The organism is Chitiniphilus eburneus, from assembly GCF_005048205.1.
Lineage (GTDB): Bacteria > Pseudomonadota > Gammaproteobacteria > Burkholderiales > Chitinibacteraceae > Chitiniphilus > Chitiniphilus eburneus.
In genome coordinates this window covers 70,651-84,889 of sequence record NZ_SUMF01000003.1, presented here as the reverse complement: position 1 = coordinate 84,889, position 14,239 = coordinate 70,651, and the positions used below count along the sequence as shown (strand labels likewise).

18 protein-coding genes and 1 pseudogene are annotated in these 14,239 nt (G+C 58.4%); all 19 read left to right on the top strand.

Annotated elements, in window-relative coordinates; genetic code table 11:
- The first annotated feature begins 54 nt into the window (after positions 1–54).
- The 19 genes and pseudogenes from FAZ21_RS05375 to serB all read left to right on the top strand — a co-directional run bounded on the left by FAZ21_RS05375 (position 55) and on the right by serB (position 14,223).
- Positions 55–1,359: a hypothetical protein gene (locus tag FAZ21_RS05375; RefSeq protein WP_136772257.1), complete on the top strand. Its 1,305-nt coding sequence runs from the start codon at positions 55–57 to the stop codon at positions 1,357–1,359.
- A 10-nt stretch (positions 1,360–1,369) separates the two neighbouring features.
- Positions 1,370–2,590, top strand: coding sequence for a hypothetical protein (locus FAZ21_RS05370; protein ID WP_136772256.1), 1,221 nt, complete (start codon positions 1,370–1,372; stop codon positions 2,588–2,590).
- Between the two features lie 323 nt (positions 2,591–2,913).
- The gene (locus tag FAZ21_RS05365; RefSeq protein ID WP_136772255.1) at positions 2,914–3,780 is read left to right on the top strand and encodes a hypothetical protein; all 867 of its coding nucleotides are present in this window, start codon (positions 2,914–2,916) and stop codon (positions 3,778–3,780) included.
- Positions 3,777–5,312, top strand: coding sequence for a hypothetical protein (locus FAZ21_RS05360; protein ID WP_136772254.1), 1,536 nt, complete (start codon positions 3,777–3,779; stop codon positions 5,310–5,312). Before FAZ21_RS05365 ends, FAZ21_RS05360 begins: the two co-directional genes overlap by 4 nt.
- A gap of 291 nt (positions 5,313–5,603) precedes the next feature.
- On the top strand, positions 5,604–6,368 hold the full coding sequence (locus FAZ21_RS05355) for a ParA family protein (protein WP_169307263.1): 765 nt from the start codon (positions 5,604–5,606) through the stop codon (positions 6,366–6,368).
- 353 nt (positions 6,369–6,721) lie between these two features.
- Positions 6,722–7,201 carry a hypothetical protein gene (locus FAZ21_RS05350; protein WP_136772252.1) on the top strand — a complete coding sequence of 160 codons (480 nt, stop codon included), beginning with the start codon at positions 6,722–6,724 and terminating at the stop codon, positions 7,199–7,201.
- Complete coding sequence (locus FAZ21_RS05345) at positions 7,198–7,461, top strand: hypothetical protein (RefSeq protein ID WP_136772251.1); 264 nt, start codon at positions 7,198–7,200, stop codon at positions 7,459–7,461. The genes FAZ21_RS05350 and FAZ21_RS05345 overlap by 4 nt, the downstream gene beginning before the upstream one ends.
- Before the next feature lie 57 nt (positions 7,462–7,518).
- Positions 7,519–7,611: pseudogene (locus tag FAZ21_RS21240) on the top strand (hypothetical protein); the annotation flags it as partial.
- A gap of 53 nt (positions 7,612–7,664) precedes the next feature.
- Complete coding sequence (locus tag FAZ21_RS20760) at positions 7,665–7,889, top strand: hypothetical protein (protein ID WP_246038498.1); 225 nt, start codon at positions 7,665–7,667, stop codon at positions 7,887–7,889.
- A 17-nt stretch (positions 7,890–7,906) separates the two neighbouring features.
- Entirely contained in the window at positions 7,907–8,068 is a 162-nt protein-coding gene (locus tag FAZ21_RS20170) for a hypothetical protein (RefSeq protein WP_169307262.1), read from the top strand.
- Entirely contained in the window at positions 8,049–8,306 is a 258-nt protein-coding gene (locus tag FAZ21_RS05335) for a hypothetical protein (protein WP_136772250.1), read from the top strand. The genes FAZ21_RS20170 and FAZ21_RS05335 overlap by 20 nt, the downstream gene beginning before the upstream one ends.
- A gap of 614 nt (positions 8,307–8,920) precedes the next feature.
- Positions 8,921–9,124, top strand: coding sequence for a hypothetical protein (locus FAZ21_RS05325; protein WP_136772248.1), 204 nt, complete (start codon positions 8,921–8,923; stop codon positions 9,122–9,124).
- Positions 9,108–9,338, top strand: coding sequence for a hypothetical protein (locus FAZ21_RS05320; protein WP_136772247.1), 231 nt, complete (start codon positions 9,108–9,110; stop codon positions 9,336–9,338). Before FAZ21_RS05325 ends, FAZ21_RS05320 begins: the two co-directional genes overlap by 17 nt.
- Before the next feature lie 504 nt (positions 9,339–9,842).
- The gene (locus FAZ21_RS05315; RefSeq protein WP_136772246.1) at positions 9,843–10,055 is read left to right on the top strand and encodes a DUF7336 domain-containing protein; all 213 of its coding nucleotides are present in this window, start codon (positions 9,843–9,845) and stop codon (positions 10,053–10,055) included.
- A gap of 554 nt (positions 10,056–10,609) precedes the next feature.
- Positions 10,610–11,026, top strand: coding sequence for a hypothetical protein (locus tag FAZ21_RS05310; RefSeq protein ID WP_136772245.1), 417 nt, complete (start codon positions 10,610–10,612; stop codon positions 11,024–11,026).
- Between the two features lie 16 nt (positions 11,027–11,042).
- Positions 11,043–11,321 (top strand): hypothetical protein, encoded by a 279-nt coding sequence (locus FAZ21_RS05305; protein WP_136772244.1) that lies wholly within the window; start codon positions 11,043–11,045, stop codon positions 11,319–11,321.
- Positions 11,308–11,658 carry a hypothetical protein gene (locus FAZ21_RS05300; RefSeq protein ID WP_136772243.1) on the top strand — a complete coding sequence of 117 codons (351 nt, stop codon included), beginning with the start codon at positions 11,308–11,310 and terminating at the stop codon, positions 11,656–11,658. The genes FAZ21_RS05305 and FAZ21_RS05300 overlap by 14 nt, the downstream gene beginning before the upstream one ends.
- A gap of 217 nt (positions 11,659–11,875) precedes the next feature.
- A complete protein-coding gene (locus FAZ21_RS05295) occupies positions 11,876–13,300 on the top strand; it encodes a GNAT family N-acetyltransferase (RefSeq protein ID WP_136772242.1) in 1,425 nt (474 codons plus the stop codon).
- A gap of 83 nt (positions 13,301–13,383) precedes the next feature.
- A complete protein-coding gene (gene serB, locus FAZ21_RS05290; RefSeq protein ID WP_136772241.1) occupies positions 13,384–14,223 on the top strand; it encodes a phosphoserine phosphatase SerB in 840 nt (279 codons plus the stop codon).
- Positions 14,224–14,239 lie beyond the last annotated feature (16 nt).

Below are 14,239 nucleotides of genomic sequence, written 5' to 3'. Positions count from 1 at the left end.
ATCTTTCCCCTTCTCCCTTCCCTCTTCCCAGCAGAAAAAACCAAGGAGCACGCCATGCCGACCAGTCGGGAAAACATCGATGCCACGCGCCAGGCTGTGCGTGCGTTGCTGGAGCGCAGCGAGGCATTCAGCGCGCTGGATGGCGACAAGCGCCGTCAGTTGGCCAACGACCTGGTGCAGATCGGCACCCAGTTGGTCGAGCCGGGCGGCGAACGCATCAACCCGTCACAGCAGGCACCGGCAGTGCGCGCGCTGGCCGAGCAAGGCATTGCGCGCTCGGGCCGGCAGGTTGCCAGCGCCGGCAACAACACCCAGGCCGACGGCACCTTCGTCGCCCAGGGCGCGCGCGAAGGCGCGGCGGCGGCGGGCGCATTGCTCAGCGCGGTCAATTTTCCCGAATTCGTATCGGGGCTGATCAACGGGGTGTTCCACTCCATCGTCGGCAGTTCGATCGAACAGATGGAAGCCTATGCCAAGCTGGTGGCCGATGTCTCCAAGAGCCTGAACCAGTTCCGCGACGAGAACACCACGGCCAACCAGGGCCGCGACCACCTGGTGGAGCAGTTCCCCGACGTATTCCAGATCAGCATGGACAGCGGCGGCTTCGGCGGCGATTTCGGTGGCTTCGGCAGCGACGACGGCCAGCCCGCGCCACCGCCCGGCCCGCGCGTCACCATCCGCGAAGGCGTGGATGAAAAACAGGCGCTGGCGCGCATCAACCAGTCGCTGCCGCTGGATCAGCCGGCCACGCGGCTGGACGACGAACTGGTGGAGGCACTGCTGGTGCCCGCCGCACGCAGCCAGCTTGCCAGCAGCCGCCAGCAATTGCTGGCCACCACCATCATGCTGGGCATCAACCGCATCGTGGTCACCGACGGCAAGATTTCCGCCAAAGTGATGTACGACTTCCAGGCGCGCGACAACATGCAGTTCCGCAAGACCGCGCAGAGCTTCGATTACGGCGACCAGTACGTCTACAGCAGCGAAGGCGAATCCGAAACCGACTACCAGGGCGGTAGCCGCACCCGTTCCAGCAGCAAGGATAACGGCTGGCAGGACGACCAGCGCGACGCCAGCTACTACTCCAAAGGCAAGTACAAGAGTTCGGCGCAGCCAGTGCTCAAGCTCTCCACCGTCAGCCAGACCAGCCAGGACGCCAGCCTGACCACCAAGGCGCAACTGGCCGGCGTGGTGGAAGTGAACTTCAAGAGCGACTACCTGCCGCTGGAAAAGCTGGCCAACCCCGAATCGATCGCCGCCATCCAGATGAACGCGCAGCCGGGCATGGTCAAGACCATGGCCAGCCGGCCCGCACCGGCAGGTACGCCCGCCCCGGCCCCCGCCACGCCGACGACCTGACAGGTGCCCCATGAGCGCGACCACCTACCCTCCGCCCACCGCCCGGCCACTGGCCGGCGACCCCGCGTGGCTGGATGACGACACACTGGGCGCGGTGCGCCCGCACGTACGCCAGTTGTTGCAGCAATCGCCCGGCTTTCGCGCCCTGCCCGCGGAACAGCAACGCGACATCGCCCGCAACATGGTGCGCGTAGCGGCCTACATGAGTAACCCGCAGGGGCTGGCCAAGGAAGAACTCACCCCCGGCAAAGGCGTGTTGTCCCGCGCGCAGGACGCGGTGGACGACGCCAAGAAAAAAGCCTCGGACAAAGTGGGGACCTTCGCCGGCAAGGACTTCACCGCCGGTGCCATGCGCGAAGGCGGCGAGCAGTTCAGCAAGTTCGTCGGCTCGGTGGATTTCCCCAAGTTCGTCGGCGGACTGATCCAGAACGTATTCCAGGCCATCGTCGATGCGTCGATCCAGCAGATGAACGCCTACGCCGAAATGCTCAAATCGGTGGCGCAGACGGTGGATCAGTTCGCGCAGGACAACATCTCGCTGAACAACGCCCGCGACTGGCTGGTGGACAAATTCCCCGGCGAGCTGGGGCTGGATGACAGCAACGCCGAGGAAACCGGCGGCCCGTCGCTCGCGGTGCAGGGCGACAACGAAGAAGGCATCCTGGCCCGGCTGAACCAGGAAATGAGCCTGGCGAAACCGATCACCGACCTCTCGGACCCCGAACAGGAGGGCCGGCTGGTGCAGTCGGCCCGCTTGCAGATGGCGCGCAGCCGCCAGCAACTGCTGGCCTCCATGGTCATCCTGGGCATCAACCGCATCGTGGTCACCGATGGCGCGATCAACGCCAAGGTGGTGTTCGATTTCCGCAGCTCCGACACCGCCCAGCGCGACGCCAAGGCATCGTTGTACGACAAGCAATCCAGCGCCAACCGCAACCGTACCCGCGCCGCAGCCGGCGGCTGGGGCTGGGGCGCCGCCACCGACAACACCAACGAGCAGAAGCACATGACCACAGTGTCGTCGTCGGTGGACGAAACCTCCGAATCGAAGGCAACGATGAAGGCGCAACTCACCGGCGAAGTGAAGGTGAACTTCAAGAGCGATTACTTCCCGATGGAAAAGCTGGCATCGCCGCAGATGATCGCCTCGATCCAGGGCAACGCCACACCGGCCGACCCCAACGTGGTGCCGCAGGCGCGCACCCCGGCACCGGCGCCGGCAGCGGGCTAGCGCAGCACCATGAAAGCGCATCTGTCGGTTGTCGATCGCAAACCGCCAGGCGCCCGGCCAGGCCGGACGCTCAGCAGAAGCAATGTGCCGGCATTGGCGCACCTTGTTCGATCCCCCCGCCCTCGCCGCCGCGCGGGAGCCTCGCATTGCTCGTGGGATGCCGTGATGCGTGCGCAGCAGTTTGCGGTCGATTACAGCGCAGCAGGCCACCGGGCTGGGGCGCACGGCAGCGCCGAGGGCATTGTGGCGAGGGCGTGTTGGCTCGCGAAGGCGTGGCATCCATGACTGCCGATCAACACCTGGACCTGTGACGGGCGCTTACCATGACCGCGCAAGACCCCTCCCTGGTACTGGCGCTCGCCCTGGCCGAAGCCGAATGGGCGCTGGATACGCATCGGCAGGCCGTGGCGCTGGCGCTGGCCGACCTGGGCGATATCGACCTGCCCGACGCAGCGCCGACCACGGACGACCTGTCGCAACTGGTGCCGCTCGGCCCGCTCTACCTGGCGCGCGAGCTGGAGCAGGCGGGGTTGTTGCCGATGGCGGACCAGGTGGCGGGGCTATTCGCCAGCGGCGCCATCACCCAACCGTTGGGCCCCACCGGCGAACTCATCACGCGCTTCTGGCGTCAGCGACGCGAACGGCTGTCGGGCACCGAGCGCACGGCCATGTTGCAGCAGGTGTTCGAACCGGGCGTGTTCGACCGCGCGCTGGAACGCCTGTGCGGCGCCATGCTGGCGCTGGCGGACAACGCCGGCACGCGCGACGCGCGCGAGGAAGTGACACTGGACCTGGCGCTGCGTGGCGTGCGCGAACTGCTGTTCCAACGCTCCGGTGGCATGGTGGCGTTCGCAGCGGAGGATATCCTGGCCGCCGTGCGCGATGCCGTGGCGTTCCTGCGCGATCCCCGGCTACTGGCGGCGTTTTCGGTACGCAGCATGTGGGGGCTGCTGGCCGCCAACGGCGAACGCACCGAATACCAGGTACGCCAGCATGTCGAACTGGCCAACGCCGGCGTCACCCTGCTGACGTGGGTGGCACGGGCGGATGCCGGTCAGGCATCGCTCAACGCGGGCAACGACGATTCGGCGCGGCTGTTCGCCGCCGCGCAGCGCTGGCTGATGACCCAGGAAAGCCTGGGTACATCGCCGGGCACCCGCCCCGCTCCCGCGCTGGCCGGCGCGGCATGAACGTCGTCGCCGTCCGGCCTTTCCTGGCCAGCCCACCCGCCGCGCCGACCGCATCGCCGCCACCGGACTGGCTGCGCGGCGCGGTACGCGAAGTACTGGAACGCTCGCCGGGATATGCCGAACTGTCACCGGAGCACCGCCGCGCGCTGGCGCAGTCGATGGTGCGAGTTTCCGCCATGGCGGCCGACCTGCTCACCGAGGAAAACGAAGCCCAGGCGCAGATCGAAACCGCCAGCGCGCAAGCCCAGGCACTGGCCGCGCCATCGGACCCAGCCGCGCAGCGCCCGGTGGCGCGCGCCATGGACGCCCCACCCTTCGGCACCGCCACCGACCGCATTGCCGACACCACGCGCAACGTGCTGGGCGCGATCTCGTTTCCGCGCTTCGTCACCGATCTGGTGAACGGCGTATTCCGCGCCATGCTCGATTCCACCTCGCAACAGATGCAGATGTACGTCCAGTTGCTGAACAACGTCTCGGCATCGGCCGAAGGGTTCGAGCGCACGCAGTACCCGCTGGTGGCGGTGCGACGCTGGGTGGCAGAGCATTTTCCCGAAAGCATCGAATACGACGAGCCCGAACTGGAACCCGGCGAAACGCCCGACCCGGACGATGTGCGCGCCGCCGAGGAAATCCAGCTCCGCCTGCGCTCCGGCGCGCGCATGCCGTCGGCTGAGGATATCCGCGCGGTGCTGGGCATGGAGCCGACCGAAAGCGTGGATGCGGGCAACCCGGAGCAACTGGTACCGCTGGCCCGGCGACATATCGCACGGCAACGGCAGCAGATGCTGGCGACGATGGTACAGATGGGCATGCAGCGCATCGTGATCGACAGCGGCAAGATCAACGCGGCGATGCGCTTTCACATCGACACCCGCAGCGCGGCCAACAGCGACCAGGGCAGCCAGTTCGGCATGCAGAACCGTGTGCGCGCCGGTGGATCATTCGGCATCGGCGCATGGGGCGCGAGCGCCGAGGTGGAAAACACCATCAGCTATGTTTCCACGCAGCGCACGCAGAATACCGAGGAAATCAACACCGACGTGGAACTCAATTCGTCGGTGGAATTGAATTTCCGTACCGACTACCTGCCACTGAACCGCATGGCGGCCGACGCGCAGGCCGACCGTATCCGCAATGCCTCGCTCAACCCCGTGGCAGAGACCAGTTCGGCAACCAGTGCCAGTGCGGAACGCCAGGCGCGGCTGGCGGCACAGCATACCGCCGAACAACAGCGGCAAAGCTCGATCTCCGGCGCCATCGACGCCGCCAGCCGCATGGCCCCGGCCAGCACGCCGTTGCCGATCCCCGGCCAGCGCACCGGCACCACTACCGGCAGCAGCAGCGGCACAACCGCCGCCAGCGGCAGCACCACGACAGCGTCGGGCAGCGGCGCCGCATCCGGCACCGTCACCGCGCCAGCCAGCGGCACAGCGCCACGTACCACGACCACCCCCGCCAGTGGCACAGCGAGCACGGGTACGCCACCAGTCAGCGGCGCAACGCGCCCGGCCAGTGGCGCCACCCATTGAACCGGGCTTGCCTGATCGATGCCCGCACCGCACGGCAGCACGGTCGGACTGGATCGTTTCACGGGGGGGGTCCTCGCGGACAGCGCGATCACACCATGGAACAAGAACCGTGCCGCGCAGATGGCGCTAGCGGCCAGCGCGCATGACAACCATGCGCCGTTATTCATGCGCGGCCCGCCATCCACGACCACGATCCCGCCCGCCCCAACCCCGCAAACATCGCTCGCGATGGCAGAATACGCAGTTCAGCCGGGCGGCCCGGCAACATCCCAGGCGGAGTGCGAAGCCCCCATGACGGTCATTGCGGTGTTCAATCAGAAAGGCGGCGTCGGCAAGACGACGGTCACGGCGCATCTCGCCGCAACGCTGGCGCGCAACGGCATCGAACCGCTGGTGATCGACCTCGACCCACAGGCCCACCTGACCGCGATGTGGCGCCAGAAAGTGACGCCGGGCGATTCGGTGCTGCGCTTCTACCAGGGCCTGACGCCACTCGCCGACCTCGCCCGGCCCCTGCCGGGCGGCGTGCACTTTGTCCCATCGGGGCTGGAATTATCCAAAGTGGATGCCCAGGTGATCCGCCATCGCGATCACATCTGGCGCCTGAAACTGGGCCTGGAAGCCGAAATGCTCGCCGGCAGCGGCATGCCGATCCTGATCGATTGCAGCCCGGCACTGGGGCCGCTGGCCTTCTCCGCCCTGTTCGCCGCCGACCTGGTGCTGGTTCCCGTTGCCGCCGACTACCTCGCCCTGCACGGCGCCCAACTGCTGGACCGCACCCTGGCCGGCCTCAACCGCTTTCGCGGCCGCGTCCCGCGCCGCTACCTGATCAACCGTTACCTTCCCGGTCAGGACACATCGGAACAGGTGCTTGCCCAGCTCAAACAACGTTACGGCGACGAACTGCTGCGTACCGCCATCCGCGAAGAACCGGAACTGGCCCGCGCGGCATACAGCGGCGAAGACCTCTTCAACTTTGCCCCGGAAAGCGGCGCGGCCAACGACTTCTCGTATTTGCTGGATGAATTGATCGAGCAGGGATTGTTGAAGGTTTAGGGGAATCCGGAGCCGCTTGGTCCCCTTCTGGGCTTATGCAGCCCCCTGCCCCTCTTGATCCGGATCAAATCAAGTCGGTTTTATTCTTTCCATTTTCTTTCAAACAACGCACGCAAGAGGGCGAGCCCGCTGGCGCCGTTTCCCATCCACGGCAGCCCAACCTTCCCGCAAGGCAGTGATACCAAAAGATGACCCTTAAAACATGGGTGGGGTGAGACTGATCCAGCGATCAAAATGCTCTGTAAGCAAAGGGTGGGAGACGGTTTGATATTTAGAGGAGGAGGTGTAAACATCTGCATCGCCGCGCACAGATAAGCGGCACCTCCTCATACCAATAAAAAGCGTTCCCCGCCATGTCGTCCTCCCTCGCCCATCGTTTCGTGGCCGTGCTGTGCACGGCCATTTTGCTGCCTGCCCTTCTCCACGCCGCTCCCACCGACGCAGTGGGCGGCGGCATCGCCGTCACCGCCCAGGACTACTACAGCGAAGACCACGCCAGCCAGCGACGCGGCGGTGCGCAGCAACTGGCCGAAGACATCGACGTCTTCACTGGCGGGGTGCGGTTGGGTATTCCGCTGCTCAGCATTCCGGGCAAAGGTAGCGCGCTGACACCTGCAAAGAATTACCCAGGCCAAACTTTGCCAACTGCTATTGCAGATCGACTGGCCGGAAAGACGCAGAGACTTAGTGGTATTCCGAGTAAAGTAACGGAAGATGCAACTAGGGCGGCTAGTGAAATTCCCGCCGGATCTGCTTACAGCACAGGAGTTACGGCGACGCAGACAACAGCAACTGTGATTAATAGTCAGCAATCGCCGGGAGATAAAAAATGAAATGGGAAAAAGAAAAATATAGTCAATTTGTTTTGGTGGTCAGTATTGCATTTTGCAGTATTTCCCTTGTCGTTTTTTTTAAAATTTCAATGTTTTTTCTTGGAGTTAGTGAAGAAAGTGTTGCAGCCGGAGGGGTTTGGAATTATTTCAAATTTCTCTTGTGTATGTTGTTTGGCTCAATGGGGTATGTTACGCATTATTTCTGGCGTTGGATGGTGGCGAAATTATTAACTTTTATTGGAATTAATCCATATAGGTAGTTGTCGCATTCCGGGCGGTGATCTAAGGATCATGACTAGAACAGGGTAGCAAAGGAACTGGCTGCCAGATCATGGTGCGATCACAAGAAGCACACCCAGTGGTTCACCGGCAAACCGTTTGAGGACAAGATCGGGCTGAGCTATTACGGAGCAAGGTGGTATGACCCGACCTTGGGCCGGTTCATGGCGATGGACCCGGTGGATTGGAAGGCTTTGATGACGAGGATAAGACTCCCAAGGGCAAAGAAACTGGCAAGAGCGATAAGCATGGGGATAAAAATGCCCTTGGCAAAGCACAGCGGGATATTGAAAAGTTCGAAGAAAATTTGAAAAAGGCAACAACGAGAACAGAAAGGTTTCAAACAAATAGGAAAATCAGAAATACTTCAAAAACGGCTGAGAAAAATGAAAAAGGAGAAACCCACTGAATGAAAGGAAAATGGCGATGACTAATATTTACCCAAAGAAAAATATCGGCGGAATTCCTTTTTTTTGTGATGTTGATTTTCTGGTTTCCCTAGGATATTCAGAAGATTTTGAGGCCTATGACGATATAACAAAGTGGAAATTATATACAAAAAAAAGACATGCCAGAGTGCTACATTGAAGATGGGGTTGTGGTCTGCATAGCTTGCTTTACAGAGTGCTTTTTGTTTGGGAAGCCATTGATTGGATTGGCGGAAGATGAGTTAATTTCCTTGTTGGGTCAGCCAGATGAGATAGGAGAGAGCCTGTGGGTTAGTGAGGAAAGATTGCAAACCCCATATGAATATTTCAGTTTTGGAATTCAAATCTGGTTTGAAAATGAAAAAACAGTTTCTGCTTTTTGTAATGCAGAAGATTGAATGATTTAACGAGCGAAACTGTTGTGTTGAGCTCGCCAATAATTCGTCGCCGTCGATGATCAGCTATATCAATGAGGTTAACCTCGCGGTTGTTGCCGATAAAATTGAAATAAAAGATGAATTAACAGACAAAGCTGCCAAATTTAGCCTATCTGGAATTCATCGGCGCCAACGGCCTGCTGTATCACGAGATCAACCTCACCACCGGCGCGATCAAAGACTTCATCTACCACGGCCGCAGCAAACTGGCCAACATCGAAGGCGCCACCACCACCTGGTACCACAGCGACCCGGCCGGCAACCCCATGGCGGCGACCGACCAGAATGGCGTACTGGCCTGGCGTACCAACTATCGTCCGTACGGCGAGAAGCTGGTGGGGCTACCGACCAGAACACCCAGTGGTTCATCGGCAGACCGTTTGAGGAGCAAATGGGGCTGAGCTACTACGGCGCGGTGCTCTTGTAAGTATACAAAGGATGGGAAGCCGGATATAGATATTGACAAGCCTCATCAGGGTTATGATCGGTATCACGCTCATGAATGGCCGGATGGAAAAAGAGAACATCCTGACCGAGATGTTTCTCCTGTTCGTTTTAATGTTTTTGGAATCTTTATGGATAAATACACTGCTTTAATTGAGGCGAATTTTTCAAGAATACTATTTTTGAAAAAGGAAAGGATGTTGCAGCTTTATTTTGAAAAAGCAGAGAGGGAGTGGCGGATTCTTGCAGAAGGAATCGATGATATTTTTATTTCTGAGGTTCGCCTTTCCAATGTTGTTGATAGGATTGTTTTTTTTGATGAAAAAAAAAGATGAACTTTTGATAAAGGCGAGAGTTTTTGCTCTTATGAGAGGCCGTGAGCCTCACGATGAAGATTTTACATGGAAGCCTTTAATAGAGAAGGTGGAGCATATTAAGAATGGCAGCTTGAAATATCTGGAAATTAAGCCCGTTTATGGGGCTCAGGTCTGTGTGTTGGCAGAGAGGATTACTTTCGAAAATGTTTCGACGTTACCCAGTCTAGAATAGCGCTACGCTTTAGAGGCTGGAGGCAAATGCCACTTCCCATGGCGCGCCAAGGGCACCTGAACCTGATGACGGGACAAGACCACCAATTGGCATGACTACAACGCAGCGCTCAAAACGCACGGATCGCTACTGATCTACACTGGAAACCCGCATCTTCCAATTAAATGGGTGAATTAATGAGTGGCTTTTCTTATGATGATATTGTCAGGGTTGTCGAAAGGGCCCCGGCTGAATATCGGCCCGGGTGTATTGCTTGGATTGTTGGTGTTTTCCAAGAAAGGAAAGAGGGTTTCTTTGAAAAATTTCCTCCAGGCATAATCTACTCGATTGAATTCGAAGATGGCACTTCTGTCGAAATTCACGAGGCGCTATTGGCATCTGTTGAAAGTTAAGAAAGGTGAATTAACAAACGAAGCGGGGCCCGGAACGAAATCTAATCGAATATATAAATGAGGGGATAGAAGTTTTGTCAACCCAAAATAAAATCGGAGCGAATAAAAGCTAATGAACGTATATATATTGCAGCATACCTATGGTGATGATGAGACCGAAAGTTACAAGTTTTTAGGAGTTTTTGAATCAAAAATAGAAGCCGAAAAAGCGATTGAATTTCTAAAGAACCTCCCGGGGTTTCGAGATTACCCGGATGGATTTTCAATAGGAAAATATACACTAAATGAAATTCACTGGAGAGAGGGTTTTGGCTGGGATGCGTAAAGGCTGGGGGCTAGATCATGGTGGCGCCCTAACTTTGGACGCGATACAGGATGGGGCTACTCTTCAGGTTGAGGATACGATTGGAAAAAAGGGCTGAAAGAATTTATGGAAAATCAGGCCACGAGAATAGATGGGGCATATTCAGAAACGTAACCAAAGACTGCATCTACCATGGCCGCACCAAACTGGTGGGCATCCAGAACAGCACCACCACTCCTCATGGTACGAAGCAGAGATAGAGGCAGCGGTACCAAAAGCATATGCTGAAGCAGTGGAAGCCGGAGTTAGGAGTGGCAAATTCTCAATGATCATAAATGGTGAACCGCAACGGTTGGTCTGGCGGAAGGAGGACCAGAGGGCTGCCTGGGATTCCAATTAGTACTGGTACAAAGGGCCTGTCTTCTCTGATTTTTGAGTTAAATAAAGTGATTATAAAATTTGTAGTTGGCGACGAAAATGGATTTTTGAAAAATGCTTCAGTGTCCGATTTGGAAGACATTTAAATTTATGGCATGTTTGAAGTGTCGGGGCAGGGGAAATGGAATTCTTATGGGATGACTCTTCATAAAGATGAGGAATATGTGCCAAATTGGTATATTCTGAGTGATCTCGCTTTGTTTTTTTTAAAGTCGTGCCATGAACTAAGCAAAGGGAATAGAGTGGCATTTTGCGACCCGGGCCACCAAAACCTGTATTTGCTAATGAACCCCATTGGTGACGATATTTCAATCGGAGTTGGTTCGCCAATTCAAAAGGATCTTCTGTTCTCATCGAGCCTGGGTTTGCAATGGGAGGAGCTGGCTCATATTTCCACGGTGCGCCGCAATACTTACAAGGATACGGTTATTGGGTTTACTGAAAAGCTTTTGTGTGTGCTGGTGACGATAAATCCGATATTGAAAAATAGCAACTTATTTAATCGTATTAAAAAAATGAATGCCGTATTGATTTTGGAAAATGGTGTAAATTAACTGGGCAATTTGGCACATGGAGATCGGCAGGAAAAACTCTCAAGAGAAAAATTTGATTCACCCGGAAGCAAAGATGAGGCAAAAGCTTCAACAAAAGAAGGCCATGGAGAAAGCCATTGAAGAAAGGCCCCTTAAGGAAGGAGACAACTCTATTGCTGCGACAATAAGCGATAGTGAGGCTACAGCAATGGCAAATATACCCCAAGGGGAGGTGAAAAATACAAACACCCACCCCGGAACATCAACAAGAAACACGATGAAAGAGAACAGGGGGACTTCAAGTGAAGGAAAATGAAATTGACAAATGGAATAAATTACTTCGTTCATTTTCTGCCGAATCTTCAGAAATCGAGCGTCAAATTTCATCGGCAACAATTGTTAATATTGAGTACTCACCTTCTGGGGTTTTTCTGGCCTTTTCGATTGAAGATGCCCCGCCCGACACGCAGCTTGAACAAGTTGATAATCATGCAATTCATGGAGTAAAGGTCATTTCTCCGCAGCTAAAGGGAGATGCCTCAGCAATACTTCATTTCAGCTTTGGAAAAATTGACTATCTAGAGGTTGTTTCAAATGATGGCGAGGATTTTTCAAAAGTAATTTCATTGGATTTTTCAATTGAAAAACAATAGATAATGAATTAGCAAACGAAGCCGCTACGCCCCCCTCCCCCACAACCGGCACGCCCCTCGCCCCTCGCCAACCTTGGCCTTGTCCGTATCACCGGATGGCGTTATCGTGCCGTTCACAACCTGTGATGGATGCTCCCATGCCCTTCTGATCGGCCCCCTTCCCATTTCGCAACGCTGCCCACGGGCAGTGCGTCTGGCATACCGATCAGGAACACTCATGGAACGTTCGCTGCGCGCCCTGCGCATCCCTACTGCACGCCTGTGCGTGCGCACACTTTCCCTTGCCGATCTCGATGCGCTGCATGCGCTGGCCCGGCAGTCCTCCATCACTGATCCGCCGCCCGGCTGGGCAACAAGCCACGAGCACTGCACCGCGTGGCTGGATCGGCACGTCACCCAGCTCGACCACTTCAGCCCTGCCGCGCCCACCCTATTTCTGGCGATCTGCCTACCCGACGGTGAGCTGATCGGCTGGCTGGGCATCCGGCCCAGGCCCAGCGCACATCTGGCGATGCCGGAGCTGCTGTATGCGCTGGCACCCGCGCATCGCGGCAAGGGCTATACCAGTGAGGCCATTCGCGGCGCGACACGCTGGTTTTTCGCGCAAGGGCCGGTTCCAGCGCTGATGGCGCTGGTCAAGGAACCCGATACGCCATCGCGGCGCGTGGCACTCGCCAGCGGCTTCGCGCCGCGCGGGCATGCGGTGTGCGACGAGGGCGGGCGCTTTGAGTTGTTCGTGCTGGAACGTCCCGCTGCCGTGTTGACCCTGGAGCCGGTGCTCGACGAGGACGCAACCGCGCTCAGCGCTTTGCTGGTTCGCGTGGCGGAGCACGAGGCGCGGCACTGGCTGGATGGCGAAAGCCCATTCATTCCGAATCACCATCTGCCGGCGATGCACCGCTTTCATCGGCGCACCGGCGACTATCGCAAGATCGTGTTCGACGGCATGCTGGCCGGCGTGGTGCTGGTCAGTAGCAGCGGCCGCGAACATGCGCGCATCGAGCTGCTCTACCTCGATCCGGCCCATCAGGGGCTGGGCTTGGGTGGACAGGTGTTGAAGCGGATCGAGGAAGAATATCCGCAAGTCCATACCTGGTCGCTCGATACCACTCGCCACAGCGCGCGCAACCTGCCGTTCTATCAACGGCACGGCTATGTCGTCACGGGCGAGGACGAGGATGAGTACTACCTGGTGAAGCATCTGCCCGGCGCCGCCGGGTTGCGTGAGGGGTGCGACTTTCGCGCCACGAACCTGCGCGGGGCCGATTTCAACGAGGTGGATCTGTCGCAGGCCAGCATCAGCAACAGCGGCATGGCCGATACGTGCATCCGCAACGCCGGTCTCCAGCGCCTGCTGGTCACCAACTGTAATGTCAGCGATGCCACCTTCGGCAACTCGCGGCTCGATGGCCTGGCGCTGCATCATGTGTCGCTCGGCGGCGCGCGGATCGATCATTGCCATCTGGGCTGGGCCGGGGAACGCAAGCCGCTCACTGTTCATGCCAGCGACCTGGGCGGAAGTCATATCGTGGGCTGCAACCTGCGCGATGTCCGCATCGAAGGCTGCGACACTGCCGGACTGATCATCGATGGCGTGCCGCTGGCCGCGTTGCAGGCAGCGTATCGGGCGCTGCACGGCTAGGCGGTATCGGCCCGTTGACCACGGGCCCGGCACTGGCCGGGCCTGCTACAATCGCGGCTCTTTCCCGCCTTGACCCCGCCACCATGTACCGTCTCGTCATCCAGGCGCCCGAAGTCGCCACCCAGGATCTGAAGCAACTCGCCCGCCTGTCGGATGCCTACGAGATCCAGGCCATTACGCCACAGGCATTCAAACTGCTGGGCGCGCACGTGGACAACGATGAGGCCGTGGCGGATTTTTGCGAATCCAATCAACTGGACTACGCCTTCATCCCCGAAGACATCACCGTTGCCGACATCGGGCTGGTGGTCATGGACATGGATTCCACGCTGATCACGATCGAGTGCATCGACGAGATCGCCGACATGGTGGGCCTCAAGCCGCAAGTGGCCGAGATCACGGCGGCGGCCATGCGGGGCGAGCTGGATTTCAGACAAAGCCTGACACGGCGCGTGGCGCTGCTGGCGGGGCTGGAGTTCGCCGCGTTGCAACGCGTGTACGACGAACGCCTGCGGCTGATGCCGGGCGCCGAACGCATGCTCAAGGGGTTTCAGTCCGCAGGCGCCAGGACTCTGTTGATTTCCGGTGGATTTACCTTCTTCACCGACAGGCTGCAAACGCGACTGGACCTGAGCCGCGCCATCGCCAATGTGCTGGAAGTGGCCGATGGCAAGCTCACCGGCCAGGTGAACGGCGACATCGTGGATGCAACGCGTAAACGGGATGAACTGATGCGCTACCGCGATGAACTGGGGCTGGCCCGGCAGCAGGTGGTGGCGCTGGGCGATGGCGCGAACGATCTGCCGATGCTGCATGAAGCCGGTTTCGGTGTGGCCTGCCATGCCAAGCCCAAGGTTCAGGCGGAGGCGCCCTACGCGATCAACCATGTGGGCCTGGACGGTGTGCTGAACTACTTCCTGTAGACGCTCCCGCTGGCAA